Annotated in this window: 31 protein-coding genes; 3 read left to right on the top strand and 28 right to left on the bottom strand. The window is 48.2% G+C overall.

The features are described from left to right. Nucleotides 1-8 precede the first annotated feature (8 nt). From fba to AOC32_RS03590, 4 genes are all read right to left on the bottom strand, one after another. Nucleotides 9-1,073 carry a class II fructose-bisphosphate aldolase gene (gene fba, locus AOC32_RS03605; protein ID WP_108508176.1) on the bottom strand — a complete coding sequence of 355 codons (1,065 nt, stop codon included), beginning with the start codon at nucleotides 1,071-1,073 and terminating at the stop codon, nucleotides 9-11. A gap of 8 nt (nucleotides 1,074-1,081) precedes the next feature. Next, nucleotides 1,082-3,076 (bottom strand): transketolase, encoded by a 1,995-nt coding sequence (tkt, locus tag AOC32_RS03600; protein WP_108508175.1) that lies wholly within the window; start codon nucleotides 3,074-3,076, stop codon nucleotides 1,082-1,084. Between the two features lie 20 nt (nucleotides 3,077-3,096). Further along, nucleotides 3,097-4,104, bottom strand: coding sequence for a class 1 fructose-bisphosphatase (locus AOC32_RS03595; RefSeq protein ID WP_108508174.1), 1,008 nt, complete (start codon nucleotides 4,102-4,104; stop codon nucleotides 3,097-3,099). Between the two features lie 80 nt (nucleotides 4,105-4,184). After that, entirely contained in the window at nucleotides 4,185-4,652 is a 468-nt protein-coding gene (locus tag AOC32_RS03590) for a tetratricopeptide repeat protein (RefSeq protein ID WP_108509325.1), read from the bottom strand. Nucleotides 4,653-4,735: 83 nt separating this feature from the next. On the opposite strand from AOC32_RS03590, the gene AOC32_RS03585 reads away from it, so the two are divergent. Then, nucleotides 4,736-4,930 (top strand): hypothetical protein, encoded by a 195-nt coding sequence (locus AOC32_RS03585; RefSeq protein WP_108508173.1) that lies wholly within the window; start codon nucleotides 4,736-4,738, stop codon nucleotides 4,928-4,930. A 105-nt stretch (nucleotides 4,931-5,035) separates the two neighbouring features. Here the strand turns inward: AOC32_RS03585 and AOC32_RS03580 are convergent, their stop codons facing one another. The 14 genes from AOC32_RS03580 to AOC32_RS03515 all read right to left on the bottom strand — a co-directional run bounded on the left by AOC32_RS03580 (nucleotide 5,036) and on the right by AOC32_RS03515 (nucleotide 15,892). Next, a complete protein-coding gene (locus AOC32_RS03580; protein WP_108508172.1) occupies nucleotides 5,036-6,475 on the bottom strand; it encodes a PucC family protein in 1,440 nt (479 codons plus the stop codon). A gap of 104 nt (nucleotides 6,476-6,579) precedes the next feature. Further along, complete coding sequence (locus AOC32_RS03575) at nucleotides 6,580-6,792, bottom strand: light-harvesting protein (protein ID WP_108508171.1); 213 nt, start codon at nucleotides 6,790-6,792, stop codon at nucleotides 6,580-6,582. Nucleotides 6,793-6,802: 10 nt separating this feature from the next. Further along, the gene (pufB, locus tag AOC32_RS03570; RefSeq protein WP_108508170.1) at nucleotides 6,803-6,955 is read right to left on the bottom strand and encodes a light-harvesting antenna LH1, beta subunit; all 153 of its coding nucleotides are present in this window, start codon (nucleotides 6,953-6,955) and stop codon (nucleotides 6,803-6,805) included. A 267-nt stretch (nucleotides 6,956-7,222) separates the two neighbouring features. Beyond that, the gene (locus AOC32_RS03565) at nucleotides 7,223-7,621 is read right to left on the bottom strand and encodes a VOC family protein (RefSeq protein ID WP_108508169.1); all 399 of its coding nucleotides are present in this window, start codon (nucleotides 7,619-7,621) and stop codon (nucleotides 7,223-7,225) included. 18 nt (nucleotides 7,622-7,639) lie between these two features. Beyond that, nucleotides 7,640-7,930, bottom strand: a complete 291-nt coding sequence (locus AOC32_RS03560; RefSeq protein WP_108508168.1) for a hypothetical protein — start codon at nucleotides 7,928-7,930, stop codon at nucleotides 7,640-7,642. Further along, nucleotides 7,930-8,181: a MoaD/ThiS family protein gene (locus tag AOC32_RS03555; protein WP_108508167.1), complete on the bottom strand. Its 252-nt coding sequence runs from the start codon at nucleotides 8,179-8,181 to the stop codon at nucleotides 7,930-7,932. The genes AOC32_RS03560 and AOC32_RS03555 overlap by 1 nt, the downstream gene beginning before the upstream one ends. A 9-nt stretch (nucleotides 8,182-8,190) precedes the next feature. After that, nucleotides 8,191-9,447 (bottom strand): NAD(P)/FAD-dependent oxidoreductase, encoded by a 1,257-nt coding sequence (locus tag AOC32_RS03550; RefSeq protein ID WP_108508166.1) that lies wholly within the window; start codon nucleotides 9,445-9,447, stop codon nucleotides 8,191-8,193. A 6-nt stretch (nucleotides 9,448-9,453) separates the two neighbouring features. Next, nucleotides 9,454-11,301 (bottom strand): aldehyde ferredoxin oxidoreductase family protein, encoded by a 1,848-nt coding sequence (locus AOC32_RS03545; RefSeq protein WP_108508165.1) that lies wholly within the window; start codon nucleotides 11,299-11,301, stop codon nucleotides 9,454-9,456. A 12-nt stretch (nucleotides 11,302-11,313) separates the two neighbouring features. Further along, nucleotides 11,314-11,787 (bottom strand): 4Fe-4S dicluster domain-containing protein, encoded by a 474-nt coding sequence (locus AOC32_RS03540; protein WP_108509324.1) that lies wholly within the window; start codon nucleotides 11,785-11,787, stop codon nucleotides 11,314-11,316. A gap of 123 nt (nucleotides 11,788-11,910) precedes the next feature. Beyond that, nucleotides 11,911-13,104: a BaiN/RdsA family NAD(P)/FAD-dependent oxidoreductase gene (locus AOC32_RS03535; RefSeq protein ID WP_108508164.1), complete on the bottom strand. Its 1,194-nt coding sequence runs from the start codon at nucleotides 13,102-13,104 to the stop codon at nucleotides 11,911-11,913. Then, complete coding sequence (locus AOC32_RS03530) at nucleotides 13,101-14,486, bottom strand: TAXI family TRAP transporter solute-binding subunit (RefSeq protein ID WP_108508163.1); 1,386 nt, start codon at nucleotides 14,484-14,486, stop codon at nucleotides 13,101-13,103. Before AOC32_RS03530 ends, AOC32_RS03535 begins: the two co-directional genes overlap by 4 nt. 10 nt (nucleotides 14,487-14,496) lie before the next feature. Continuing rightward, complete coding sequence (locus AOC32_RS03525; protein ID WP_108509323.1) at nucleotides 14,497-14,685, bottom strand: YgaP family membrane protein; 189 nt, start codon at nucleotides 14,683-14,685, stop codon at nucleotides 14,497-14,499. A gap of 26 nt (nucleotides 14,686-14,711) precedes the next feature. Beyond that, complete coding sequence (locus AOC32_RS03520; protein ID WP_108508162.1) at nucleotides 14,712-15,011, bottom strand: ArsR/SmtB family transcription factor; 300 nt, start codon at nucleotides 15,009-15,011, stop codon at nucleotides 14,712-14,714. A 17-nt stretch (nucleotides 15,012-15,028) separates the two neighbouring features. Next, nucleotides 15,029-15,892 carry an MBL fold metallo-hydrolase gene (locus AOC32_RS03515; RefSeq protein ID WP_108508161.1) on the bottom strand — a complete coding sequence of 288 codons (864 nt, stop codon included), beginning with the start codon at nucleotides 15,890-15,892 and terminating at the stop codon, nucleotides 15,029-15,031. A gap of 90 nt (nucleotides 15,893-15,982) precedes the next feature. Here AOC32_RS03515 and AOC32_RS03510 point away from each other — a divergent pair, with 90 nt between their 5' ends. Then, nucleotides 15,983-16,804 (top strand): sulfite exporter TauE/SafE family protein, encoded by an 822-nt coding sequence (locus AOC32_RS03510; protein WP_108508160.1) that lies wholly within the window; start codon nucleotides 15,983-15,985, stop codon nucleotides 16,802-16,804. Here AOC32_RS03510 and AOC32_RS03505 read toward each other — a convergent pair. Beyond that, complete coding sequence (locus AOC32_RS03505; protein WP_108508159.1) at nucleotides 16,801-17,523, bottom strand: sulfite exporter TauE/SafE family protein; 723 nt, start codon at nucleotides 17,521-17,523, stop codon at nucleotides 16,801-16,803. The two genes, AOC32_RS03510 and AOC32_RS03505, sit on opposite strands and share 4 nt — an antisense overlap. A 50-nt stretch (nucleotides 17,524-17,573) precedes the next feature. Here AOC32_RS03505 and fnr point away from each other — a divergent pair, with 50 nt between their 5' ends. Continuing rightward, complete coding sequence (gene fnr, locus AOC32_RS03500; RefSeq protein WP_108508158.1) at nucleotides 17,574-18,338, top strand: fumarate/nitrate reduction transcriptional regulator Fnr; 765 nt, start codon at nucleotides 17,574-17,576, stop codon at nucleotides 18,336-18,338. Here the strand turns inward: fnr and AOC32_RS03495 are convergent. From AOC32_RS03495 to AOC32_RS03455, 9 genes are all read right to left on the bottom strand, one after another. After that, nucleotides 18,331-18,591, bottom strand: a complete 261-nt coding sequence (locus AOC32_RS03495; RefSeq protein WP_108508157.1) for a hypothetical protein — start codon at nucleotides 18,589-18,591, stop codon at nucleotides 18,331-18,333. The genes fnr and AOC32_RS03495 overlap by 8 nt on opposite strands. Then, nucleotides 18,588-18,776: a hypothetical protein gene (locus tag AOC32_RS03490; protein WP_108508156.1), complete on the bottom strand. Its 189-nt coding sequence runs from the start codon at nucleotides 18,774-18,776 to the stop codon at nucleotides 18,588-18,590. The genes AOC32_RS03495 and AOC32_RS03490 overlap by 4 nt, the downstream gene beginning before the upstream one ends. Nucleotides 18,777-18,788: 12 nt before the next feature. Beyond that, the gene (gene ccoG, locus AOC32_RS03485) at nucleotides 18,789-20,249 is read right to left on the bottom strand and encodes a cytochrome c oxidase accessory protein CcoG (RefSeq protein WP_108508155.1); all 1,461 of its coding nucleotides are present in this window, start codon (nucleotides 20,247-20,249) and stop codon (nucleotides 18,789-18,791) included. A gap of 4 nt (nucleotides 20,250-20,253) precedes the next feature. Then, nucleotides 20,254-21,177 (bottom strand): cytochrome-c oxidase, cbb3-type subunit III, encoded by a 924-nt coding sequence (gene ccoP / locus AOC32_RS03480; RefSeq protein WP_108508154.1) that lies wholly within the window; start codon nucleotides 21,175-21,177, stop codon nucleotides 20,254-20,256. Further along, a complete protein-coding gene (locus tag AOC32_RS03475) occupies nucleotides 21,174-21,341 on the bottom strand; it encodes a cbb3-type cytochrome oxidase subunit 3 (protein ID WP_108508153.1) in 168 nt (55 codons plus the stop codon). Before AOC32_RS03475 ends, ccoP begins: the two co-directional genes overlap by 4 nt. Before the next feature lie 11 nt (nucleotides 21,342-21,352). Next, entirely contained in the window at nucleotides 21,353-21,997 is a 645-nt protein-coding gene (ccoO, locus tag AOC32_RS03470; protein WP_108508152.1) for a cytochrome-c oxidase, cbb3-type subunit II, read from the bottom strand. Nucleotides 21,998-22,010: 13 nt separating this feature from the next. Further along, a complete protein-coding gene (gene ccoN / locus AOC32_RS03465; RefSeq protein ID WP_108508151.1) occupies nucleotides 22,011-23,456 on the bottom strand; it encodes a cytochrome-c oxidase, cbb3-type subunit I in 1,446 nt (481 codons plus the stop codon). A gap of 81 nt (nucleotides 23,457-23,537) precedes the next feature. Then, the gene (ccoS, locus tag AOC32_RS03460) at nucleotides 23,538-23,708 is read right to left on the bottom strand and encodes a cbb3-type cytochrome oxidase assembly protein CcoS (protein ID WP_108508150.1); all 171 of its coding nucleotides are present in this window, start codon (nucleotides 23,706-23,708) and stop codon (nucleotides 23,538-23,540) included. A 14-nt stretch (nucleotides 23,709-23,722) separates the two neighbouring features. After that, complete coding sequence (locus AOC32_RS03455) at nucleotides 23,723-26,158, bottom strand: heavy metal translocating P-type ATPase (RefSeq protein ID WP_108508149.1); 2,436 nt, start codon at nucleotides 26,156-26,158, stop codon at nucleotides 23,723-23,725. Nucleotides 26,159-26,188: the final 30 nt, after the last annotated feature.

The following is a 26,188-nucleotide window of genomic DNA, read 5'->3' as shown; positions in this document are numbered from 1 at the left end:
CTCAATCATTACTGCACAACGGCTTTTAGTTCTCCCTTGGCGTAGCGCACTGCCATCTTCTCCAAGGGAATCACCTTAATCTTGCTCGCTTGCCCAGCGCATCCAAACGATTTGAAGCGCGCCTCGCAAATCCCTTTGGCGGCTGCCGTAGCAACCTTGAGAAAAGCGCGTGGATCAAATTCTTCTGGGTGTTCTGAGAAAAATTTCCGGATCGCTCCGGTCATCGCCAAACGAATATCAGTGTCAATATTAATCTTGCGCACGCCGTGCTTAATTCCTTCAACGATCTCTTCTACTGGCACACCATAGGTTTCTTTAATTGTGCCTCCATGTTCACGAATAATCGCCAACCACTCTTGCGGCACACTCGATGATCCATGCATCACCAAATGCGTATTCGGAATCCGCTGATTGATGGCCTTAATGCGATCGATTGCCAAAATATCTCCAGTGGGTGGTCTGGTGAACTTATACGCACCATGACTGGTACCAATCGCAATCGCGAGCGCATCCACCTGGGTCTTCGCAACGAACTCGGCTGCCTCGTCTGGATCTGTGAGGAGCTGCGAGTGATCAAGTACGCCCTCTGCCCCACTGCCATCCTCATCGCCCGCTTGTCCAGTTTCTAATGAACCTAAGCAACCTAACTCACCTTCCACTGAGACACCAACCGCATGCGCCATATCGACCACTCGACGGGTCACATCCACGTTATAGGCAAAATCAGCTGGGGTCTTGGCATCTTCTTTTAGTGAGCCATCCATCATCACACTAGAAAAGCCACTACGAATCGATGCTTGGCAGACGGCGGGTGATGCGCCATGATCCTGATGCATACAAATTGGAATGTGAGGGTACTGCTCAACCGCTGCGAGCACTAGCATCCGCAGGAATGGCTCACCCGCATATTTGCGAGCGCCTGCTGAGGCTTGCAAAATTACAGGGCTATCAACCTGATCAGCGGCCTGCATGATGGCATGGATCTGCTCCATGTTATTGACATTGAATGCTGGCAGTCCGTAATGGTGCTCAGCGGCGTGATCTAAAAGCTGTCTTAATGAAATTAATGCCATTTTTTCCTCTAGGACAAAACAAGTTCAACAATTCGGTCAACGGTAACACCCAAGGCTTGATAAACCGCTGGTGCAGGCGCTGATTCTCCAAACCGATTAATACCAACGACGGCGCCGTCTAAGCCGACATACTTCCACCAGAGATCGCCCTGCCCGGCTTCAATCGCAATTCGGCGCACACCCTTGGGCAAGACCTCGTCTTGCCACTCGCGAGACTGACGATCAAAGGCCGAGGTACATGGCATGGATACCACGCGTACCGACTTACCTTTGGTGCGTAAGAGCGCTTGGGCTTGCATCGCTAGACTCACTTCGGAGCCGGTTGCGATCAGCACTGCTTCGGGATTGGGAGCATCTGATAGGACATAAGCACCCTTTAATACCTGAGCTTCCGTAATCGCCTGGGTGAGCTGGGGTAAATTTTGGCGAGATAAAAAGAGTGCGCTGGGTCCATCGGTGCGCTCGATTGCAGCAGTCCATGCGACAGCCGTTTCAAATCCATCGCAGGGTCGCCAGAGATCGAGGTTTGGAATGAGTCGTAAGCTAGCCGCATGTTCAATCGGTTGGTGGGTAGGCCCATCCTCCCCCAGACCAATCGAGTCGTGCGTCAACACATAAATGACACGTTGGTGCATGAGAGCACTCATGCGCATGGCATTGCGGGCGTAATCCGAGAACACTGCGAAGGTGCCGCCATAGGGGATAAAGCCTTTATGCAATGCAATGCCATTCATGATGGCGCTCATACCAAATTCGCGCACGCCATAGGATAAATAGTTCGCCACTTGATCGGGCTTTTGGTGCCAGGTGATGCTGGCTTTCGCAGCAGTGAGGTTAGAACCAGTGAGATCAGCAGAACCACCCAATAGCTCAGGTAATGCTGGAACCAAAACCTCTAAAACCTGTTGCGATGATTTACGACTGGCTGTTGGCGCCTCAGTCGCTTTCATGCTAGCAAAGAGTTGGGACTTGGTATTGTTCCAACCCTCGGGGAAGTTTTGATCAACGCGGCGTAGTAATTCTTTGGCAAGCTCAGGGAACTCACGCTGGTAGTTGGCAAACGCTGCATCCCAAGCAGCCTGTTTAGCCTTACCTGCCGCGATCGCACTCCATGCCTCTTTGATTGATGCAGGGATCACAAACGGTGCGTGGGTCCAGCCCAATGCTTGGCGGGTTGCCTGGGCTTCTTTTTCACCCAAGGGGGCGCCGTGTACATCATGGGTGCCCGCCATATTGGGGGCTCCCCAACCAATGGTGGTCTTACAAATAATCAAGCTTGGGCGCTTGGACTCGCTCTTGGCTTGCCCGATGGCGTGTGAGATGGCGTTGGCATCGTGACCGTCAATTGGACCAATCACATTCCAACCGTAGGCTTCAAAACGCTTGGCGGTATCGTCTCGAAACCAACCATCGACATGCCCGTCAATTGAGATGCCATTGTCGTCATAAAAGCAAATGAGTTTATTTAAGCCCCAGACTCCCGCCAAGGAGCAGGCCTCATGACTCACGCCCTCCATCAGGCAACCATCCCCTAAGAAGGTATAGGTGTGGTGATCAATGATGGAGTGGTTTGGGCGGTTAAAGCGCTTGGCTAAGAGGGACTCTGCCAGAGCCATCCCCACCGCATTGGCAAGGCCTTGGCCAAGGGGGCCGGTAGTAGTTTCTACGCCGGGCGTGATGCCGACTTCGGGGTGGCCAGCCGTAATACTGTGCAACTGGCGGAACTTCTGAAGATCGTCAATGCTGACGGCATAGCCGGTGAGATGCAATAAGGCATAGATCAGCATTGATCCATGGCCATTGGAAAGGACAAAGCGATCCCGATTAATCCATGCTGGATCGGCAGGATTATGGTGTAGATGATCGCGCCATAAGACCTCGGCAATGTCAGCCATCCCCATCGGCGCACCTGGATGACCCGACTTCGATTTTTCAACGGCATCGATGGCCAAAAAGCGAATGGCATTAGCCAGTTCGCGACGATTTAGTGATGTTGTACTCATATCCATTCTTTTTATTGGTGTTACGCGCGATCGTGTTCGCGGTGATAGTCCTCGATGCGCTCTACTTCATTTTTGGATCCCAAAATCACAGGGATCCGTTGATGAATACTTTCCGGCTGAACATCCAAAATACGTTGACGTCCAGTAGAACCCAAGCCGCCGGCCTGCTCTACCACAAATGTCATTGGGTTGGCTTCGTACATCAGACGCAAGCGTCCTGGTTTACTCGGATCCTTTGTATCTTTGGGATACATAAAGACTCCACCGCGCATCAAGATCCGGTGGACATCCGCCACCATGCTCGCAATCCAGCGCATATTAAAGTCACGTCCTCGCACACTGGTTTTACCTTGCTTGCATTCGCTGATATAGCGACTCACAGGCGGCTCCCAGAAGCGCTCATTGCTGGCGTTGATGGCAAATTCACTGGTATCGGCGGGTACTTGAATCGCAGGATGCGTCAATATGAATTCGCCCGACGCCGCATCAAAGGTAAAGCCATGCGTACCATGCCCCAAACTAAAAACCAGCATGGTTGCCGGTCCATAAATCGCATACCCTGCCGCAATCTGCTGGCGACCCGCACGCAGGTAATCGCTTACCTTCAGCGTGGCGTTCGGGCTTGTAGGCAGTATTGAAAAAATGGTTCCGACTGAGACGTTGACGTCAATATTGGATGAGCCATCGAGTGGGTCAAATAAACATAGAAAGGATCCACCCTTGGGATTACTCAGTGGCTCATCATTCTCTTCGGATGCAATTCCAGCGACGAGATTGCCAGATCGAAAGGTCTGAATCAAAATCTCATCGGAGAGAACATCTAATTTTTTTTGGGTCTCACCCTGAACGTTTTGACTCTCTAAACTGCCCAATACGCCCGCAAGCGCCCCTTGGGAGGTTAATAAAGCGATTTCTTGAACAGCTTTGGCAATTTCTAATACGAGCGAACCAAGATCAGGGTGGAGCGATGGGTGCTGAGCCGATTGCTGGCTTAAATACTCTGAAAGCGTGGTTCTCCCTGCTGGCATGATGGCGGGTCTTTAAACTCATTAATCAAAACTCTATTTTCTCAGATATTGAGACCCAAGCCCCGATTTTCAGCTAAAGGCTACTTTATGCCTTTTTGAGCCTTGTACTTGGTAATTTCATCTTTTAGCTCGCGATACTCCTCGCACGGTAAGAAGCAGGCCTTATTGAGTCGAGCAAGCATCTGTTCGGCTCCGGCTAAATCATTTTTCATTAAAAATAACTCGCCGTAGTACTCCAAAGCGCCACGATGTTTTGGATCAATTTTGAGTGCGGCCTGATAGTAGCGCTCAGCAGCAGTTAAATCCGGCGGAGTCTTTTTGCGTTGCGCATAACCGAGCAAATTGTTCCAATCTGCCGAATTGGGTTGATTGGCTGCCAGTAGTGTTTTGATGGCAGCATCGTATTTATTGGCCTTAATCTCTTTTTGAGCTTCCGCTTGCCAGGATGGAGCCGACTCGCTTGGGCCGGTGTCGGCAGCGAATGCCCCCAATGAAAACACGATTGAGAAAATTGAGAACACTGAAATAGCAAACTGTTTGATCGCCATGATGAACCCTCCGATTGAAGATTCATTATGATCCAAGCCCATCAAAATTGCTTAGAGGAATTTCTGCCGCTAAGATCATACCTATGAAGAAGCTTCGCAACTACCTCTTTTTGATCCCTTACCTGATTGCAGTGGGTATCGGCCTGAAATTTGGCTATGCGTTTGGTATGCAAATCAGCGGTCCGATCATGGCGGTAATTACCGCCCTTCTGGGAGCAGTATTTTGCTCGATCATCGTGGAATCGTTCTTAGGCAAAAAGCGCAAAGGCGATTCTTAAGCAATACTTACTTGCGGCGATTCATATTCCGAATGGTGACCATGGCGCCAATCGCAACGATCAAAATTGCAACAACGTACCCTGCTTCCATTGCTTTCTCCTTGATTAAGAACTACGACCCATGCCGCCTGAACTTGTTTGCAAGGGTTGCGGCATTACCCGTTGCTTTATTAATGGGGCCATCGCAACAATCGTTGCTATTAAGAGCGCGATCTCAATGGTATACACAGCAATATATCCCGTGCTTGGGTCAACGAGAGCAGCTCCGAAGAAACTGTTCATGGCGAAGTAATTGACAAGGTCACGAATCACTCCGCCCAAGGCCATTGCAATCCCTGCCCCCGTGGCCTGCACAGCACCCCAGGCGCCCAGAGCCAATCCCCGCTGCTCCGGCGGTGCAAGATTCATGGTGGCTGTTAATGTGCCATGACCAAATAAGCCACCTCCAAATCCAATCAGGAAGACCCCAAAGCTAAATAGTGATGCAGAGGCTAACGGGGCTGCCAGAATCACTGCTATAAAGGCGGGTAAGCCAAGCATCGCGCCCATACTTGCCATCCGAAATGGATCCGCCCCACGACTGAGCACGCGCGATGCCAGTCCAAATCCGATCAAGCCACCCATTGCCAAAGTTGCAGTCAAGAATGTCGTTGAACTAACACTGAGTTTCAGAATCTCGCCCCCATAGGGCTCTAATAAAACGTCCTCCATGGTGAACGCCATCGTCCCCAAACCAACTGCGGTTAAGCGACGAATCGCATGATCGCCTTTACAAAAGAGTTCCCAGGATTGCTTAAAGGTTGGCTGATTGGGATTCTTAAAGCGTCGATTGCGGTCACGGGTCTCCTGCTTCCACAAGGCAATGACATTCAGAATCATCGTGGTAATCGCGCAGCCTTGAATCACCTGAATCAGGCGACCTGGTGAGAAATCCTCTAAGACCGCCGCAAACACAAAAGCGCTCACAATCATTCCAAGGAGCAACATCACATACATGAGCCCAACCACTTTGGGCTGCGATTCTTGTGGCGCTAAGTCGGTCGCTAGTGCCAATCCAACGGTCTGGGTAATATGAATGCCAGCGCCCACCAACAAGAATGCGAGTGCGGCAGACGCCTGACCAATCCAAGCAGGAGCATTTGCGGACTGACCGCCGCCAGATAGAACCAGCAATGCAAATGGCATGATTGCTAAACCACCAAACTGCACGAGCGTTCCCATCCAAATATAGGGAACGCGTCGCCAGCCAAGCTCAGAGCGATGGGTGTCGGAGCGAAAACCAATCAATGCTCGAAATGGTGCAAATACGAGCGGCAAAGAAACCATCATCGCCACTAGGGAAGCAGGCACGCCAAGCTCGACAATCATGACACGATTGAGCGTGCCGATTAGTAAGACCAGGGCCATGCCAACCGAAACTTGAAATAAAGAGAGTCGCAGAAGTCGCGAGAGGGGTAAATCGGGAGTAGCAGCGTCTGCAAACGGCAGAAACTTAGGACCAAGGCTGGCCCAGGATTGCACTAGTTTCTCGCTCAAGCGTTTCATGTATAGCTATCTCACCATCAGGATCAACCGGCGTCAAGACTCACTATCAAAATGCAAAAAGTCCGAGGCCCGCCGACCTCGGACTAGTGAAAAATTAAAGTACTTTACTTCTTCACTGCAGGTGCTGCAGGTGCTGCTGCTGCCGATGCTGAAGCGCTAGCCACTTTATCAGCATTGCCATTCAAAAATGCTTTAACCCACGTTGTATTGTTGAGAATCATTGTATGAACAGCAAATGAACCAACTGCGCAGGCGCCCAAGAACAATGGGATCCCGACGGATGGTTTTACGACACACCACATTTTTCCGTAAATCATTTTTATCTCCTTATTTCAGCCAAGGCGAATAAATGTACGCAAGCAAATGGGCAAGAGCTGCGATCATGCCAAAAAACTGCGTGCCTTGAATCAGATTACGGTGTAACTCTTCAGATTCAGCCTCCGTTAAGCCGGTGGGCCATACCTTGTTTGGGTCTGACATAGTTTTCTCCCTTTGAAAGACACCCTACTGCTCGTGCTCCACCCGCACGCGGGTTTTATGACACCCTCTGCCACAAAATCTTAATAACCTACTTTTCTTAAGTGTAATTCTAAATTTACATATATCTTTGTCAATATAAATATACATATTTGGGTGTCAATATGCCTTTATATGGGAATTAGGATAAAAATATCCTTTTAAATCAATTGGTTAATAAAATAGAAAAAAGCCCCAATATGGGGCTTTTGATGGTCGTGCAGGTGAAAATTAGATGTATTCGGCTACTTCAACCAGGTTTCCGTCTGGGTCCCTGAAGTACACCGAGCGAATGGGCCCCAGGGCGCCACGCCGTTGTACGGGTCCAGTATCGATGGTTATGCCAACCTTTTGAAGGTGAGCAATGAAGTCATCGAGTGGAACTTTAGAGATCAAGCAAAAATCCCCTGCTCCAATGGTCGGTACTTTTGCTTTAGTCGGGGTCTCGGTATTTTTATCTTGCAGATTGATCTTGTATTGCCCAAATAACAAGGCATAACGAGGCTGCCCTTCGGGTCCTTTAAAGAATTCCCGTTCAAAACCGAGTGCCTTTTCATAAAACTGAGTGGTTTTCTCAATATCAGTCACCGTCAATACAAGGTGATCGACACGGTCAATAAATAAAGTCATATCAATTCTCCTGATGATCTAACCGCCACCTCTACGAGTGTAAAGATCAAACCGCTCTAACAGTGCTTGAATTTGATGATCGGCAAGATCAGTAAATTTTAATTGAAGCTGAAGTTGAGGAATTCGGAGTAATGCAATTTGACGATCATTTTTTGTGAACCCAACCATCTGAATCAGTGGATTCTCAGCATGAATCATCGTGATTCCATCAATTTCAAGTGAGCACCGTGGGTAATAACTGCCAAGAGCATCCGGAAGCCAGCGTTGCAAATCATGAGCTGTACAGCCCATCAGGCGCTCAAATTGCATTACCCGCCCGCAACGGGTGGGCACAGAGCAAGAGCGTCATTTTCTTGAATAACCGTAGTAGCCCGTTGATCTGGAGCAACAAAATGACCATTTAGCAAAACTAGGTGTACTAGCTGGTTGGGCAAATTTTGCATTTGAATCATCTGGGCAACGGTAATGCCCTCTGGCACATCTAATTGCACCTCATTGCGTTTAGCATGTTTTGGCAAATAGGGAGAAAGGCTTGCAAAAAGTTTAAGGGTGACTTGCATCACTTAATTTTAAGAGACCCAGGCTGCTTGAGATTGCCCTTTGGCAAGATACGCAGCCATTATTTGGGTTGGATCCTCAAGTAATTTCTCTTTCCATTCCCCTAGGGCAACGCGGGTCTGAATCAACCCCCGCAGTGCTCCAATGTGGTCTGTGAGGCCCAAGCTTGTTGCGCCGATTAAACGATCTTGATCAAACTCCAGTCGAATGTACTGATATTGGTCAGGATTGGCTTTTTCAACGTATTCACCGCCCTCTACGCCAGCCCATTGACCGAATGAGCTAGAAATTAGGCCCAATGTATCAAGAACGTTTACCTGCAAAGCACCCCGGGTTTGTGCATTACCGCCAGCCATATTCGTTGCAGCAATCATGGCTTGATCTGCCGCATTCGGTTGAATAGCATTCACAATCGATTTGCCGGTACAGAAATCCGTTGATTCGGTAACATCACCAGCAGCATAAATATTGGGGTCCGAAGTTTGCATCCGATCATTGACCACAACTCCCGTATTAATTTCTAAGTTAGCATCTTTTAGGAATTCAATATTAGGCTTTACACCTGTGGCTGAAATCACCAGATCAACCTCGATACGCTCGCCATTCGACAGGCTCACTTGCAGACCAGAGCCTCCTTGATGAATAGCCTCCACCTTCGTCTTCGTATAAACCGTGATTCCTTTTTGCTCAACCCATTGCTTAATGAGTCCACCTGCCTTTTCGGTCATCATGCGTGGCACCATGCGATCACCCATCTCTACGACCGTCAGTTTGACACCTTGACTGGCAAGAGCCTCCAAAATAATGCAGCCAATAAACCCTGCACCCATCTGGAGCACTCTGGCGCCTGGCTTTGCAATCTTTTGGATCGCACGAGCATCTTCTAGAGTCCAGCAGGGATGCACACCAGGCAAATCAATGCCTGGAATATTGGGGCGAATTGGCTTAGAGCCAGTGGCAATGAGTAGTCGATCGTAAGAAATGGTCTCGCCCGAATCAAGGCTTACGTGCTTCTTTCCGGAATCGACTTGTGTAGCGCGCGCTTTTTTCAGGTTAATCTTTAGATTTGCAAAATGGTGTGTATCTTTTCGCAGAAATGTTCCTTCTTCAGAAATATTTCCAACCAAGAGATAAGGTATCGCCATCCGTGAATACGGCGGGGAGTCCTCTGATCCAATCAGAATAATCGAATCATTTGGTCTTAGACGACGTATTTGCTCGGCAGCGATAACTCCCGCTGGGCCATTGCCCAGAATGACGTGATTCATCATCGATCAAAGACCTAGACGTTTGCGTGTTTCAGCGTTTAGACGACCTTCACTATCCCATCCGCGGACTTTGTAGTACTCGGGAAGCATTTTGTCGAGACCGCTTACGGTGCCCTTACCGGGTCCTGTTTTTGCAGGCTCAGTCATCAGGCGCTTTGGCAAATTGTCGTCTTTACTTGTAAAGCCGGCACGATTATTAAAGTCACGCTCCATATTCCAAATGCGCTCACCGATCGTATTTAAATTTTCAACCGTAAATTCTTCACCACAGGCTGCTTGCACCTGAGGTGCTACGTCAGCAAGAGTCCATGCAAAGCTGGTAAACAAGCAAATACCCGCTGAGTCAAAAGCAGCCGTCGCATCTTGAAATGCTTTGACTAACTCGGGTTTACCATTCGTTTCGGTAGGCTCAGTTTTTACAGGGATACCCAAGACCTCGGATGCAACCGTATAACCCCGAAGATGGCAAGCGCCTCGATTAGAAGTGGCATAGGCTAAACCCATTCCCTGAACAACGCGCCCATCATAGGCCGGAAACTCTTGACCCTTCACGCTCATCGACAAATCTGGCTGACCATATTTTTTGGTTAACTTTGCTGAACCAAGTCCAATCTCCTTTCCAAAGCCCTCGCCGTTTGCAGTAATTTCAGCAAAGTAACAAAGTGCCTTAGCAGAGCCAAATGGGGCTTCAATGCCTAACTGTTCTTTCTTAAGCACCCCCATTTCGTACATTTCCATTACGGCGCCAATCGTTGCGCCGAAGCTGATGGGATCCATACCCTGCTCATTACAAACCATATTGGCAAATTGCAAAGCTTCAAGATCATTCACGCCATTAGCGGCACCAAGAGCCCATGCAGCTTCATACTCCAGACCGCCAGAGGCATTGATGTATTGAGGGCGATTCTGAATCGAGAAATGCGTTTCATCAATCTTTGAGATGCGCCCACAGGCAATCGTGCAACCAAAACAGGCCTGATTCGTAACTAAATGGGGTTTACCGTCCGTTTCACGCGGGGAAGCCATTGCTTCCGCTGAAATATCTTTGGCGCCCTCGAATTGAACATCTTGATGATTACGGGTTGGCAATGCCCCAACCTCATTAATCACATTCATCAGCACTTGCGTGCCATAGGTCGGCAATCCTTCTCCGGTCACTGCATGTCCAGCTAGAACAGCCTTCGCTGCCGCTGTCGCTTTCATAAAGCCTTTGGGGTCTTTCAGATTGCCAACCCCCTTGGTTCCCCGAACGGCAATCGCCTTCAGATTTTTACTCCCCATCACTGCGCCCACTCCAGAACGCCCTGCAGCTCTGTGTAAATCATTCACAACGGATGCAAATAAAACCTGATTCTCACCAGCCTTGCCAATGCATGAAACACGAATTTGCGGATCTTGGTGTTTGGCTTTAATGCTTGGCTCTGTCTCCCAAACGGATTTGCCCCAAAGCGAACTGGCATCCAATAATTGCACATCATCATCTTGAATAAATAAATACACCGGTTTGGGTGATTTACCTTCAAAAATAATCATGTCCCAGCCTGCCATTTTGAGCTCAGCCCCCCAATATCCGCCGGAATTCGAGCAGGCAATGGCTCCGGTCAGCGGGCCTTTAGTCACGACGGTATAGCGCCCACCGGTCGATGCCATGGTTCCAGTTAGTGGACCTGTAGCCCAAATGATTTTGTTTTCGGAAGACAAAGGATCAACTTTAGGATCGATCTCCTCGACAAGATATTTGGAGGCTAGGCCACGCGAACCGAGATACTCTTTAGCCCACTCCATATTGAGTGGCTCAGACTGACAAGTTCCCTTGGTTAAATTGACACGAAGAATTTTTCCTGACCAAGACATAATGATCTCCTCTTAAGCGGCGGGTTGGTTGCCAAGCTTGTCTGCCCAAGCTCTCATTCGATCTAGGCCAGTCCAATCGGCGTCGACATAGGTAATGGCGCCCGTCGGGCAGGAGGTGGCGCATGCTGGATCGCCCCCGCAGAGATCGCATTTCTGGACTTTACCGGAATCCTGAACATAATTAATCGTGCCAAATGGGCATGAGATGGTACAGACTTTGCAACCGACGCACACATCTTCAATGACTACTTTTGCTCCAGTGCTTGCATCAATCCGAATTGCATCAACTGGGCAGGCCTTTAAACACCACGCCTCATCGCATTGAGTGCAGGTATAAGGAACCTTTTTTCCAGTAGTATGAAAATCAAAGACCTTAATGCGGGATTTAGCAGTATTAAAGACGCCGTAGTTTTCATAACTACATGCCATTTCGCATTGCAAGCAACCCGTGCATTTATCAGCATTAATTAATAATGATTTCTGCATTAGAAAGTCCCCATCAAGTAAATGATAATTTTGCTTATTTTCTTCCATATTACGGACAAGGGGAATGAAGAACAAGGGTCTTGCAAACGAGTCAGTAAAAACCCTTAAGACTACTTAAGTCGACTAATTTAATAGGGCATTTGCGCAAACAAACGCTGATGACCAGGCCCACTGAAAATTATGCCCTCCAAGATGACCCGTAACATCCACACACTCGCCAATGAAGTAAAGATTTTGATGTTGTTTGGCCATCATCGTTTTGCCATCTAATGCTTTGGTATCGACCCCACCCAACATGACCTCTGCCTTTTTCCAACCTAGAGTTCCCGCAGGCTTCATCTGTGCCTTGGTTAAATGGGTACGCAAGGCTTCTCGATCTTTCTTAGAGACTTCTGCCCAATTACGTTTTGTAAGATTGAGTTGCTCGGTCAACAATTGTGCAACGCGTTGCGGCAATACCTCTGCAAGAGCGGTATCAACTGTTTTCTGGTGCGCCTCAGAAAAGATCGCATCAAAATCAGTCTTTCCTAGCCAATTGATGTGGATCGCTTCGCCCTCATGCCAATAGCTACTGGCTTGCAAAATGGCCGGTCCTGAGAGCCCTTTATGGGTTATCAAAAGATCTTCATCAAAACGATAGGTTCCATAACCGTGGTTACGCTGTCCTGCCTGGACGCTAGCTTCCAAGCTTATCCCAGCCAAGCTGGTGAATACTGAAAACTCGTCTGAGGTGAATGCGAGTGGTACCAATGCAGGACGCACCGAAGTGGTTGGGATTTCAAACTGCTTGGCAATTTGTAGACCGAAATCACTTGCACCAATCGCCGGTACCGGTAATCCTCCGGTCGCAATGATTAAATGGGTCGCTTTCTTGATTCCATCCGTTGTTTCTAAAGTCCAGTTCGATTGCGATTTGATAATTTGGGTAACGGATACTGGGTGCTCAATAGTGACTCCACCCTTATGACACTCAGTCAACAGCATCTGGATAATGTCTTTTGCAGAGTCGTCACAAAATAATTGGCCGCGATGTTTCTCATGAAACGGAATGCGGTACTCACGTACGAGATTAATGAAGTCCTTTGATGAATACCGCGCCAGGGGGCTTTTTACAAAGTGGGGATTGAGGGATAAAAAATGCTCGGGGGCTGAGTTCAGATTTGTGAAATTACACCGCCCGCCACCACTAATACGAATCTTCTCTCCTAATACTGGAGCATGATCCAGTACCAGAACTTTTTTACCACGCTGTCCAGCAATTCCAGCGCAAAAGAGTCCGGCAGCTCCGCCACCAACAATGATGGCATCCCAAATCAAATTGAACTCTCACGACCCAGAATCTGGTGATCGCCCCGATTAAGCGCATTACGTACATAATCAATGCTACTTCTGAGCGTGTAAAAATCACTGGAGGCACTCTTTGGAACTTTCAAAGCCAAGGCACGTCTTTCCATATCGGATAACGTTTCCAAATACTCAGGCATCTTGTTGGGATCGTAGCTGATTAACAAATCATTCTCAAAAAACTTTAATTCACCATAAATACGATTGAGTTTTGCTCGCACACGCCTCAAGCGATAGCTAGGCAGGGAGAGAAGGATCGGATAGGCAATCGCAAAGAATGGCAGCAAGGTAAAGAACATGCGATGGATAAATTCAGCCACCCAAAATGGTAAGAAATCCATTAAGACCGGCAAACCGCGCTGCTGAAACTGTTGCGCAATTGGACTTTCCGGAAACTCCGAGTTCATAAAAGCTGGAAACTGGCCCCGCTTGGCAAAAAATGATTCTTTGCCATTGATCTCTTGCGCCGCCATTAAAAATAGAAACTGAATCGCTGGGTGCATCCGATCATCAATCAGCAAATTAGTGACCGTGGAAATCATGTTGATATCGGTGGGTGGAAAATTACGCGCAATATTAAAAGCGCCCATTGGTACCTCAAGCTCTTCTAGGTAATGAATATTTTTGGTGTAAGCTGCGGCGCGAACAAAGTTAAGAATTTTAATATTCGGATCATTTAACAGAGTTTGTACATTTTTTGCACGCAAGCCATCGACCATCACTACCATATCAATCTCACCCTTTTGTAAGGCGCTGACTGCCTGTTCGTTTTCTAAGGACAAGAAGGTTGGCATGTGTATCACTTGCCCAGCACCAAAGATTTTCGTTGCTTGAACATGAGTGCCGCTACCCTCAGGGCCAATCGCTACCCGAGCCTTGGCAAGTCGATCAAGATCTAAGGCACCATTTTTTAGAAACGGTCCTCTGTAGAAGACCCAAATCGGCTCATAGTCAATACTGCCAAGCGACTCAACACCAGGAACTTGTTTGGCATGCAAGGAACCGCCCTGAACAAACGCTGCTTGAACTGGATCTTTACGATCCGCGAGGCGATTAATATTTTCTTGGGAACCTTCGGTGCGTACCAGCTCAATGGTGACGCCTTTTTTTGCAAAGAACTCCACATACTTGGCCGCTAATTGCTCGTACGACCCCCCTTCGATACCTGAGGCCATCATGACGTAACGCGGGGGCGGTGGATTCCAGTAGGCGATGAGGCCAATTAAAATAATGGCCAAAAGGACAAGCAGTGGCCATGTTTCTTTAACGAAACTAACGGCATCACGGTACTGGTCCTGAGCCGTTTCAAGAAGGGCAACAACGGTATCTTTGAAGTCTTCCTTGAAACTGCCCATAATTAATGCGCTACTTTTTCTTGGCGGTATTCATCCCTAAGAGCGGATATGCTGGGCAGAAACGAAAGATGCCGGTTGCTAATGGCACAACCCCGATCCAGCCCCATGCTCCAATCACTCCGCTTAAAGATAAAAGAATTAATAAACTTCCTGCCGTAATTCGCAGGACCCGATCTGTATGGCCGACGTTACATTGCATCATAAACCTCCTTTTAAATCAATTGGTTATTTACAGTAATTTTGGTAGAGCAAGTTCATCACCGACATCGCCACGGGATTAGCGCTGGAGTAATAAATTTGCTTACCCTCGCGACGGGTTTTCACTAGCTTTTTCTTACGTAATACCGTTAGTTGCTGTGAGAGGGTTGGCTGATGAATATCCAAGGAATCTTCCAACTCACCCACGCATTTTTCCCCTTGGTTAATTTCGCACAACAACATCATTCGATCTCGATTTCCCAAAACCTTCATTAAGTCAACTGCTTTATCAGCCGATTGGCGCATTTTCTTTAAATTGATATTCATAGTCACTCAGTTGGCAATTAGAGAACATTGAACGGGATTTTGAGATAAGTCTTGCCATTCGTCTCAGCAGGCGGTGGATGACCGGCACGGATGTTGACCTGAATTGAGGGCAAGATCAAAACTGGCATCTCCAAGGTCTTATCACGCTGATTACGCATCTCTACAAACTGCGCTTCGGTCACCCCCTGATGTACATGAATATTTTTCCGCTTCTCTTCACCCACGGTGGTTTCATAGGCAATCGGACGGTCGGCAGGGGGATAGTCGTGGCACATGAATAAACGCGTGTCATCTGGGTAGGACAAAATCTTTTGCATCGACTGGTAAAGCGTATTGGCGTTCCCGCCCGGGAAATCACAACGCGCAGTTCCAACATCGGGCATGAAGATCGTATCGCCAACAAAGATGGCGTCGCCAATCACGTAGGCCATGCATGCTGGTGTATGTCCGGGAACAAATAAGGGGTGGATAGTTAAGTTACCCGCATGCAAATCCAGGCCCTCTTCGATCAAGTAATCAAATTGGGAGCCATTGGTTGGAAACTCACTCTCAAGATTGAAAATTCCTTTAAATACTTTTTGCACATCCTGAATATGCGAACCAATGGCGATCTTGCCACCAAGATGCTTTTGAAGATACGGCGCAGCACTGAGATGATCCGCATGCGCATGGGTCTCTAAAATCCAATCGACAGTTAACCCCTGCTCTTTGACAAAGGCAATCACCTCGTCTGCAGACTTGGTTTTAGTACGACCGGATTTTGGGTCATAGTTCAGTACCGAATCGATCACCACGCATGGCGTATTCGGTTTTTCATAAACCACGTAGGTAAAGGTCCATGTTCCCTGATCAAAAAAGGCTTTGACGATTGGCTTTTGCATGCTTTACTCCTTATCCAAGGTGAATTACAATATATATAAATATATAATATATTATGATTTAACTAAAGGCAAGTCGTTGATACTATCTTGATGGATTTAATCGGTCTTTTACAACCCCACCTCATCCCTGCAGGGCTTGGCGTATTCGTTGGCCTCATCATGGCGCTAACGGGTGCCGGGGGTGGGATCTTGTCGGTTCCTTTGCTCGTCTTTGTACTCCATCTGCCCATGGTTGAGGCAAGTCCGATTGGACTATTGGCGGTCACCGTATCATCTGCCCTAGGCGCCATCATGGCTTTGAAAACTGGATTGTTACGCTACCGCGCCGCCATGCTGTTGGCCTTTGCCGGCTTGCTACTATCCCCCGCAGGGCTTTGGTTAGCGCACCAAATTCCCAATCAACCCTTGATGCTGATTTTTGCGATCGTTCTCCTCTACGTCGCTGTCCGAATTTTTGTTGATGCCTACCAACAATCAAAGGGGATTTACAAAGAACCCAAGGCAGTACCCTGCTCCCTTGACTTATCCATAGGTCGCTTAATTTGGACCGTTCCTTGCGCACGTGCCCTGATTGGCTCTGGAGCACTGGCAGGATTTTTATCAGGGCTTTTAGGCGTTGGGGGTGGCTTTGTGATTGTTCCCGCACTCAAACGCATTAGTGATCTACCAATGCAATCGATCGTTGCGACCTCCTTGGGCGTTCTGTCTCTGATTTCATTAGGGGGTGTTGCAGGCTCCGGGCTCGCTGGGACCATGAACTGGTTAGTCGCAATTCCATTCGCAATTGGCGCCATTGTCGGAATGATGGCGGGTCGCCTAATTGCCCCTGGCATCAGTAGCCAATGGACTCAACTCATTTTTGCGGGCTTCTCGGGGCTCGTTGCGATTGGTTTGGCAATGAAGGCGCTTTAAGTCAAACAAAAGCCGCCCTTTAATAACTCTGCTGGCAAGGTCATGCCACGATAAAACCCATACACAGCGGTTGCTATCAATAAGAGTGCGGCAAGGTATCTCACCCAGACCTTCTGTCCGAACTGCATCAAGGCACCGCTGACCTTAGTAAATACCAATAGGCTAGGCAAGGTACCCAATCCCATTGCCAGCATTAGTAATGCGCCTACGATTGGATCGCCCGACAAAAATGCAAGGGCCAGGACTCCATACACCAAACTACACGGCACCAAGCCCCACAGCATCCCCGTCATCCAGCGCGCCAGGCCAGTGCGAGATTTTGCGAAGTGTTTTGCCCACCATTGCGATAAGGCCTGTGCAATCTTTTGTCCAAAAAGATGGGTGATTTTCTTACCGCTTGGATTGATCAACCGATAGGCTTGATAGAAGAGAATCCCGGCAGTAATCCCAAATAATGCTCGCTGAATTGGGATCACCTCTTGTCTCCAAAAAGCAATTCCCAGCCAGGCAGCCCCCGCTCCCAAAGCCATATAACTGGCAATCCTCGCCAAATGAACCACCATTTGATCCCAAACGACCTTTGACCGATTGGGGTAAACCTTAATTTTTGCCACCGATTGATCAATCGAGGCTGCAATTCCCCCGCACATCAGGGCACAATGCCAACTGCTAGCCATTGTGGCTAGGAGAATTCCGATAAATAATGTGCTACTGAGCATGGGGCGTGAAATAGAAGTTTTTTGGACACTCGACTAGAATATGCATCATCATGAATATTTCTTCCAGTAAAGAAATTCTGAACAAATGCTCCACCTGCGTCTTGGGGCAATTTTGCTTGCCACTTGGTCTTTCTGCCAACGAAGTGACCCAAGTGGACACCCTCGTCAAAGATCGAGTCCATCTCCACAAGGGTGACACTTTATACCGACACGGTGAACCGCTCAACGCCATATACAGCGTTCGTTTTGGTACCCTAAAAACTGAGCACTCATTACCGGATGGTCGCGCACAAATCATTGGCTTTCATATGCCTGGTGAGATTTTGGGTTTAGACGGCATTGGCGAGCACCAATACCAATCCAATGCAATTGCGCTTGAAGAGAGTGAGGTTTGTATCATTCGCTTCTCCGAATTCGAGAACTTAGCATCACAAATTCCCAGTTTGCAGCATCAATTCCATCGCATCTTAAGTCGTGAACTAACTCAGGATCAACATCATTTACTGTCATTGGGAACTCTCAGAGCCGAAGAACGACTCGCAGGTTTTTTAATTAACCTATCCCAACGATATGCCGCTCGCGGATATGAATTTACTGAATTTGATTTAAAGATGAGTCGTGAGGACATTGGTAGCTATCTTGGGATTCAAATTGAAACAGTAAGTCGAATGTTGTCACGCTTTACCGAGTCGGGTTTATTGCAAATCAAACAACGGCACGTCAAACTGATTGATATTGAGGGGCTTTATCAACTCGCTGGAGTGCCAAACGCGAATGAGAAAACCAACTGCTCATCGCCCGTGCGACTTAGTTAAGCAGATCATCGTCTGCTGACTTAGAGTTTAAGAAACAGTCGCGTACGATAAATAATGAGATCGCGCTTGAAATCGCGCAAATCGACCAAAAGGCAAAAAAACCAATTGAGTAAATCGCCTCGTTCGATAATTGATGCGGCTGGCCAAACAGCAGTAAATCCTCAGGCTTAAATAAACTAAATACCAAACCTTCAGCAATAATGGCTGCCAAAAAGGATGGCCAAAGAATCCAAATGGCTGTCTTGAGTTTCACGGTTGCACCTGTTCAACCTTCAGGCCCCGCTTAATGCCATCGCGCACGGGTTCATCAGCATGTACGGTAAATGCCAAATAAATGGTGATCGCACAACCAATCGCTGCCAAGGCAGGTCCCAGAATTAATAACCAGGGCCAGAGCTGTTTCCACCAAGGTTTTGAAATTTGTGATTCTGATTTCATAACGAACTCCCTTTATTGGCGTGGCACAATAAAACTTGATTTTTCATCGCGCGAGCGAATATATTCGCCCTCTTGCCCACGAAACTGGAACTGAATCGGGTGCGATCCGGATATCACTTCATTGATCGCTACGCTTGCCTTCACTGGAATCAATAAATTACTAGCTGGCGCAATCACCACACTATGAAGAACCTTGCCGCTAGAATCCAATACTGCAATGTCTGGCAAACCGGTTGCTTTAATATCGACTCGCATCGGCGACTCAGAAGAGTTCATGAGTTGGACCCGATAGACATTCTCAATATAGCGCCCATCAACCTCACGGGCTAGAGCACCGCGGTCACGCATTACATCGACTCGCAAAGGGTTGCGCGTCAAGAGCGAAAATAAGAACACCGAAGTCAACACCAAAACAATTGAGGTGTAGATCAAGATGCGCGGGCGAAACAAATGACTACGTGCTGATTGATTTGACTCGCGATTGAGCATGGCGCGCTCCGTGGTATAGCGCACCAAGCCCTTGGGATAGTGCATCTTATCCATGACTTGATTACAAGCATCGATACAGGCGCCGCAGCCGATGCACATATATTGCAAACCATCACGAATATCAATCCCCGTGGGGCATACCTGCACACAGATACTGCAATCGACACAATCCCCTAAGCCCTTCTGAGCTTGATTGTCTGATTTATTACGACTACCCCGCGGCTCACCACGCATCTTGTCATAGGTCACCACAAAGGTGTCTTTGTCGACCATCACACTTTGAAAACGGGCATACGGGCACATATATTTACAAACCTGCTCGCGCATAAAGCCCGCATTGCCCCATGTTGCAAAGCTATAAAAGAACAGCCAAAAGGTTTGCCATGGCCCCAAAGAAAAAGCCAAGATGTTGGCACTTAGCTCTTTAATGGGCGTGAAATATCCAATAAAGGTAAATCCAGTCCACAAAGCGATTGCAATCCACAAAGCATGCTTGGTGATCTTCAGTCGCCATTTTTTAAAACTCCAAGGCCACTCTTCTCCATCCAAGCGAATGCGAGCAAACCGATCGCCCTCCACTTTGCGCTCTATCCACATGAAAATTTCGGTATAGACCGTTTGTGGACAAGCGTAGCCACAAAATAAACGGCCTGCGACTGCAGTAAATAGAAAGAGACTAAGCGCCGACAAAATCAGAAGAAGCGTAAGATAGATCACATCCTGCGGCCACAACACCAAGCCAAAGATGTAAAACTTACGCTGCACCAAATCAAATAAAACGGCCTGACGATCATTCCAACTGAGCCATGGCAATCCGTAATACAGCAACTGGGTCAGAACCACAAAGACCAAACGCCAACTTGCAAAGGGTCCGCTAACCGAGCGCGGATAGATATGTTTACGAACTTCGTAAAGCGACTGCTCCACGATCTCGATCACAGGCTTACTGTCGCCAGCAGTCTGTGTCGATGAAGTTTGATTCATGAGCTTACTTCTTTGTACTCATCGGCTGATGCGATAAACCCCAGACATACGCCGTCAGAATCTGAATCTTTTCTGGAGTTAGGATTGCCTCATGACCCGGCATGACGCCGTTACGACCTTTCTGTACCGATTCAGTAATCGCCTTCTCGGAACTGCCGTAGAGCCAAACTTTATCGGTTAAGTTAGGTGCGCCCAGAACAATATTTCCTTTGCCGTCTGCTCCATGACAGGCGGCGCAATTCGTTTTATAAACAGCCTCGCCCTGAGCAACACGAAGATCATCGGCAGGTAAGTTCGAGAGGCTTCGGACATAAGCGACCACCTCGCTAATTTGGGCAGAGCTTAGGTGGCCAAAGGCGGGCATAACGCCTGCCCGTCCTTGCACAATCGATGCCCGAATCATCTCTGGTTCGCCACCATATAAATAATCTTTGTCATGCAGATTAGGAAACCCCTTAGAACCCCCCGCATCCGATCCATGGCATTGTGCGCAATAGTTCAAAAATAAGCGCTGTCCCATTTCTTTAGCTTTAGGATCAGCCGCAACCTGCTCAATGCTCATCTGCATGTATTTGGCATAAACCGGTTGCAGATCTTTATTTGCAGTCTGCACGGATTGGTCATGCTCCGCTTGAGTGCTATATCCCAAGATACCTTGATAGGCGCCCAAGCCGGGATAAAGAACCAGATAAATACCTCCGAAGATGCACGAGATAATGAACATCCACATCCACCAACGTGGCAGCGGATTGTTCAATTCACGCAAATCATCGTCCCAAACATGGCCCGTATCGGTTACATTGCCCGAAGAATCGGTTGGTACTTTGGTTTTACGTTGCGACATCAATAGCCACAAGCACCAAATAATGCCGACGATCGTTACGATCGCAATAAAAATACTCCAACCGGGACTAAAAAAATCACTCATGATTGATCCTTCTGAAACTCATCCGGAAGTGCAAATGGTAAATTTGCTGACTCCTCATTAGCGGCCTTGCGATGCTTAGACCAAGCCCACCAAATAATTCCTAAAAACACAAACAAGCCAAAGGTGCTCGATATTGCCGATAGATAAGCGGTAAATGCTTGCATGCTGATCTCCTTTATTGGCTGGCAGTTTTGGTGGTGGCGCGACGATTAAGACCCAAGCCCTGCAGATAGGCGACTAAGGCGTCCTCTTCCGTTTTCCCTTCAAGCTCTTTGGGGGCATTCGCAATTTCTTCATCGGTATATGGAACACCTAAACGCTTTAATGCACGCATGTGTTTTTGAATACTCGACGCATCCGCTGGCGCATTTTGCAAATAAGGGTAAGCTGGCATATTGGATTCCGGGACGACATCACGAGGATTGCGTAAATGGATACGTTGCCAGTCATCGGAGTAGCGTCCACCCACACGGGCAAGATCGGGTCCTGTCCGCTTACTACCCCAAAGGAATGGATGGTCAAAAACCGATTCGCCGGCAACAGAATATGGGCCATAGCGCTCGGTCTCTGAACGCAATGTGCGAATTTGCTGCGAATGACAACCAACGCAACCCTCACGCTGGTAAATATCACGTCCAGCCAATTGCAATGCTGTAAAGGGCTTGATTCCTGGGCTTGGCTCGGTGGTTGAGTGCTGGAAAAAGAGCGGCACAATCTGTACCAAGCCAGCCACACTGACAACCAAAATGGTCGTGATGATGAGCCAACCGACGTTCTTTTCGAGAGTGGCGTGAGAGAAAAATTTATTTTGATCTGACATTTTTCCCCCCCGATTAATGAGCCACTTGAACGTTTGCTGGAATCGGCGCATCCACAAAACGCTCACCATACAAGGTCTTGAATACGTTGTACGCCATCAAGAACATGCCGCCCAGATAGCAAATACCACCCAAGAGTCGAATCACGTAGAAGGGATAACTGGCCTTAACCGACTCAACAAAGCTGTAAGTCAATGTGCCATCGGCCTCAAAAGCTCTCCACATCAAGCCCTGCATTACACCAGCAATCCACATCGCAGCGATATAAAGAACCACACCAATAGTGGCAATCCAGAAATGCAACTCAATCAGGCGGGTGCTATACATCTCCTTCTTTCCTACCAAACGTGGAATCAGGTAGTACAAAGATCCAATCGTGATCATGGCAACCCAGCCGAGAGCGCCAGAATGAACGTGACCAATGGTCCAGTCGGTGTAGTGCGACAAGCCATTGACGGTCTTAATCGACATCATCGAACCTTCAAAAGTTGACATACCGTAGAACGACAGCGCCACGATTAGGAATTTGAGGATGGGGTCGCTGCGTAATTTGTACCAAGCCCCTGATAGGGTCATGATGCCGTTAATCATGCCGCCCCACGAAGGTGCCAACAGAATTAATGAGAACACCATCCCTAGCGATTGGGTCCAATCCGGTAATGAGGTGTACTGCAAATGATGGGGGCCTGCCCACATATACGTGAAGTTAAGAGCCCAAAAATGCACAATCGATAAGCGATAAGAATAAATTGGGCGATCAGCCTGCTTGGGAATAAAGTAATACATCATGCCCAAGAAGCTAGTGGTCAAGAAAAAGCCTACAGCATTATGACCATACCACCATTGAATCATGGCATCTTGTGCGCCAGAGTATGCCGAGTATGACTTCCATAAACTCGCTGGCATCTCAATATTGTTCACAATATGCAAAATAGCGATTGTCAGAATGTAGGCACCAAAGAACCAGTTCGATACATAAATATGCTTGGTCTTGCGCTTCATGATGGTGCCAAAAAACACAATTGCATAAGCAACCCAAACAATCGTGATCAAGATATCGATGGGCCACTCCAATTCGGCATACTCTTTTGAAGTAGTAATACCAAGTGGCAAGGTAATCGCAGCTGCCACAATGACGAGCTGCCAACCCCAGAAGGTAAATGCAGCTAATTTGTCACTAAATAGTCGGACCTGACAGGTGCGTTGCACAATGTAATACGAGGTTGCAAATAAAGCGCTACCCCCGAAGGCAAAGATCACCGCATTCGTATGCAAAGGTCGTAAGCGACCATAGCTTAACCAGGGAATGTTCATCGTGATTTCTGGCCAAATCAGCTGAGCTGCCAGAACCACCCCCACAAACATGCCAACAATGCCCCACAACACCGTGACGATGGCAAATTGGCTAACAACCTTATAGTTAAAGTTCGCGTCCTGCGACCCACTGATGGCTAACGCCATACAACCTCCCTAAGCAAAATGACTGGGCTAAAAGCTTTGGGAAATTATCGAGTTAGCGCAATGTTGGTATTTTGATGTAGATCAAATATTAGGGGGGTCTTTGCGCTGCGGGCTGTCATCATCGAGCAAGATTGACTCCCCGGGGCCCTGCAGGTCGTCAAACTGACCACCCTGAATTGACCAATACAGTAGGTAGGCAAGGCCAGCTACTAGAAGGAGCGATAAGGGGATCAGAAGATACAGGCTTTCCATGTGGATAGTCTAATCTAGACCTTACGCAAACGCCATGCATTGAGCGTTACTAAAAGCGATGAGGATGCCATCCCAATCCCAGCAACCCAAGGATTAATCCAAGCCATCATCGCCACTGGAATAATCGTGACGTTGTATAGGAATGCCCATAGAAGGTTTTGGCGAATGATTCGTTGGGTGCGATGTGCCAAGGTAAATGCCTTCACCAAGGTCTCAAAATTAGGGCTAATCAATACAGCGTCTGCACCGGCAGCTGCCAACGGAGCACCACTTCCCATTGCGATGGATACATCGGCCTTTGCCAAGAACGGTGCATCATTCACCCCATCACCAATCGCACATACCTTGGCACCATTTGCCTGTAGATCACGAATAAACTCATATTTTTCTTCGGGGCTGGCGCCACCAAGGTACTGCGTAATTCCGTGATAGCGTGCCCAAGCCTCAACAGTAGCCTGCGCATCACCCGACAATAAATGAACCGCAATCCCATGGGCACGGGCATATTGCAATAAAGCTTCAACGCCCTCTCTGGGGCGATCTAAGAAGCTAAATTGAGCGATGAGTCCTTGATCATCGCCTAAGTAAACATGACTATAGAGAGCATCAAATGGGGTAGGTAACGCCTCCACGCCCACCCAGTCGGCCTTACCAAGGCGGTAGTTACCATTCGATAGTCCCTTGCCCAAGTGATTTTCACTTCGTGACAAAAAATGATGGGGCGGAAGGTTGCGTTCACGTAGCGCATCACCAAGCGCTATCCCCAAGGGATGATTTTGACCCTCCTCCATACCGACCGCTAGCGCCAATGCATCCTGTTCGCTCATACCATCTCGAAATATGGTGATGGTTTGTAAACGAGGTTCACCGATCGTTAGGGTTCCAGTTTTATCCATGACCAAAGTGTTTGCTTTACTCAAACCCTCAAGGGCCCGACCATGAATTACAAATAGACCAATCTTGGTTAGTGCACCCTGAGCAGCGGCCAGTGCTGTGGGTATCGCTAACGATAATGCGCACGGACAACTAGCCACCAACACACCGAGCATTACAGGCCAAGCTCGGCTTGGATCGACCAGTAACCAGGTGGCACTACTAATGATCGCAGCGATGATTAGAAGAATCACAAATCGACCGGCCCATACCTCAGCCAATCCCAGCATAGGCGGCTTTGCCTGAAGAGCACGATCCAATAGGATTGCAATACCAGCTAAGCGCGTGGTTTGACCTACCGCTGTAATCTCCATCGCAATACTATTTTGAATATTATGTGTACCCGCAAACAAGCGGTCACCCGGTGACTTTTGCACCGGTCTAGATTCACCGGTTAATAACGCTTCACTCACGCTGGTATACGAATCTATGAGCACGCCATCTGCGGGGATAATCTCGCCAGGACCCACCCGAACTCGATCGCCAACGAGGCAACGCACAACAGGTATGCGCTCAACCGAAGTGCTCTTGGGATAATCAAGATAGCATTCACAGCTGGCCGGAAGCTGTTTGGCCAAAGCCTCTGAACCACTTTGAGCGTCCTGCCTAGCAATCAATTCGATATAACGCGCGCCGAGGGTAAAGGCCACAAACATCGTGATCGAATCAAAATAACTTGGGCCATCCCCCACCAATAAATTGACGGTACCTACGGTAAAGGCCATACCCAGCGCTAATGCAATTGGTACATCCATCCCTAAAGATCGCGTTTGCACAAAAGATCGCACACTGCGCCATGCAGAGCCAAAGATTGGGGCCGCGGAATAGAGAACGACGGGTACTGTTAGTAACCAACTCGTCCAGTTCAGTAAGAGGTTGTTTTCGGGGGATAGGTCAACGGAGTCGGTATAAATTGGCCAGGCATACATCATGACCTGCATCATGCCCAATAGAGCAACCCCCAAACGAAACAATAAATTTCTACGCTCGCGCTTACTGCGAAGAGCTAACTCCGAAGGCTCATAAGGCCAGGCTAGATACCCAATGCGCTGCACCTCATACAATATTTTTGGTAAAGATATTTTCTGAGGATCAAAACGCACAATCGCTTTTAGGGTAACGTAATTAATCTGTACATCATCAATTCCTAAAACACGCTGCAGATGATGATCACAAAGCCAAACACAGGCCGCACAACGGATTTTTTCGAGCGATAAGATCGATTCAGCAAGGCCGGAATCCAGAACCTTCACAAAGCGCGCCTGCAGGGTTGGATCGTTATAGACTTCGAGTGTTTCAGGTAATTCATCACCAGCTACTAAATAGTCAGGGCGTTCGCCAGCAGGGATCTGGCGCTGATAAAAACTTTCAAGCCCTTCCCCATAGATAGTTTGCGCGACTGCCATGCAGCCAGCACAGCAAAATGGGCGCTGGATCCCACCTAAATCAGCATGCAAGGCATCTGCTGCATCGGTATCACTACCGCAGTGGTAACACGGTGTCGATGAAATGGTCATGCGGGCTTACAAAAACAAAGGGCTGCCAAG

It is taken from the genome of Polynucleobacter acidiphobus, from assembly GCF_003065385.1.
GTDB lineage: Bacteria > Pseudomonadota > Gammaproteobacteria > Burkholderiales > Burkholderiaceae > Polynucleobacter > Polynucleobacter acidiphobus.
This window is presented reverse-complemented; position numbering and strand designations above follow the sequence as displayed.

Coding starts and splice junctions, on each gene's coding strand:
- AOC32_RS03565 (WP_108508169.1), bottom strand. CDS start 7,621: ATGACTTTATTTATTGACCGTGTCGATCACCTTGTATTGACGGTGACT.
- AOC32_RS03525 (WP_108509323.1), bottom strand. CDS start 14,685: ATGCAATGTAACGTCGGCCATACAGATCGGGTCCTGCGAATTACGGCA.
- ccoN (WP_108508151.1), bottom strand. CDS start 23,456: ATGGCGTTAGCCATCAGTGGGTCGCAGGACGCGAACTTTAACTATAAG.
- fba (WP_108508176.1), bottom strand. CDS start 1,073: ATGGCATTAATTTCATTAAGACAGCTTTTAGATCACGCCGCTGAGCAC.
- AOC32_RS03515 (WP_108508161.1), bottom strand. CDS start 15,892: ATGCAAAAGCCAATCGTCAAAGCCTTTTTTGATCAGGGAACATGGACC.
- AOC32_RS03510 (WP_108508160.1), top strand. CDS start 15,983: ATGGATTTAATCGGTCTTTTACAACCCCACCTCATCCCTGCAGGGCTT.
- fnr (WP_108508158.1), top strand. CDS start 17,574: ATGAATATTTCTTCCAGTAAAGAAATTCTGAACAAATGCTCCACCTGC.
- AOC32_RS03520 (WP_108508162.1), bottom strand. CDS start 15,011: ATGAATATCAATTTAAAGAAAATGCGCCAATCGGCTGATAAAGCAGTT.
- AOC32_RS03580 (WP_108508172.1), bottom strand. CDS start 6,475: ATGAAACGCTTGAGCGAGAAACTAGTGCAATCCTGGGCCAGCCTTGGT.
- AOC32_RS03545 (WP_108508165.1), bottom strand. CDS start 11,301: ATGTCTTGGTCAGGAAAAATTCTTCGTGTCAATTTAACCAAGGGAACT.
- AOC32_RS03540 (WP_108509324.1), bottom strand. CDS start 11,787: ATGCAGAAATCATTATTAATTAATGCTGATAAATGCACGGGTTGCTTG.
- AOC32_RS03555 (WP_108508167.1), bottom strand. CDS start 8,181: ATGCAAGTCACCCTTAAACTTTTTGCAAGCCTTTCTCCCTATTTGCCA.
- pufB (WP_108508170.1), bottom strand. CDS start 6,955: ATGTCAGACCCAAACAAGGTATGGCCCACCGGCTTAACGGAGGCTGAA.
- tkt (WP_108508175.1), bottom strand. CDS start 3,076: ATGAGTACAACATCACTAAATCGTCGCGAACTGGCTAATGCCATTCGC.
- AOC32_RS03575 (WP_108508171.1), bottom strand. CDS start 6,792: ATGATTTACGGAAAAATGTGGTGTGTCGTAAAACCATCCGTCGGGATC.
- ccoG (WP_108508155.1), bottom strand. CDS start 20,249: ATGAATCAAACTTCATCGACACAGACTGCTGGCGACAGTAAGCCTGTG.
- ccoP (WP_108508154.1), bottom strand. CDS start 21,177: ATGAGTGATTTTTTTAGTCCCGGTTGGAGTATTTTTATTGCGATCGTA.
- AOC32_RS03590 (WP_108509325.1), bottom strand. CDS start 4,652: ATGGCGATCAAACAGTTTGCTATTTCAGTGTTCTCAATTTTCTCAATC.
- AOC32_RS03560 (WP_108508168.1), bottom strand. CDS start 7,930: ATGCAATTTGAGCGCCTGATGGGCTGTACAGCTCATGATTTGCAACGC.
- AOC32_RS03550 (WP_108508166.1), bottom strand. CDS start 9,447: ATGAATCACGTCATTCTGGGCAATGGCCCAGCGGGAGTTATCGCTGCC.
- AOC32_RS03490 (WP_108508156.1), bottom strand. CDS start 18,776: ATGAAATCAGAATCACAAATTTCAAAACCTTGGTGGAAACAGCTCTGG.
- AOC32_RS03455 (WP_108508149.1), bottom strand. CDS start 26,158: ATGACCATTTCATCGACACCGTGTTACCACTGCGGTAGTGATACCGAT.
- ccoS (WP_108508150.1), bottom strand. CDS start 23,708: ATGGAAAGCCTGTATCTTCTGATCCCCTTATCGCTCCTTCTAGTAGCT.
- AOC32_RS03595 (WP_108508174.1), bottom strand. CDS start 4,104: ATGCCAGCAGGGAGAACCACGCTTTCAGAGTATTTAAGCCAGCAATCG.
- AOC32_RS03475 (WP_108508153.1), bottom strand. CDS start 21,341: ATGCAAGCATTTACCGCTTATCTATCGGCAATATCGAGCACCTTTGGC.
- AOC32_RS03530 (WP_108508163.1), bottom strand. CDS start 14,486: ATGGGCAGTTTCAAGGAAGACTTCAAAGATACCGTTGTTGCCCTTCTT.
- ccoO (WP_108508152.1), bottom strand. CDS start 21,997: ATGTCAGATCAAAATAAATTTTTCTCTCACGCCACTCTCGAAAAGAAC.
- AOC32_RS03585 (WP_108508173.1), top strand. CDS start 4,736: ATGAAGAAGCTTCGCAACTACCTCTTTTTGATCCCTTACCTGATTGCA.
- AOC32_RS03505 (WP_108508159.1), bottom strand. CDS start 17,523: ATGCTCAGTAGCACATTATTTATCGGAATTCTCCTAGCCACAATGGCT.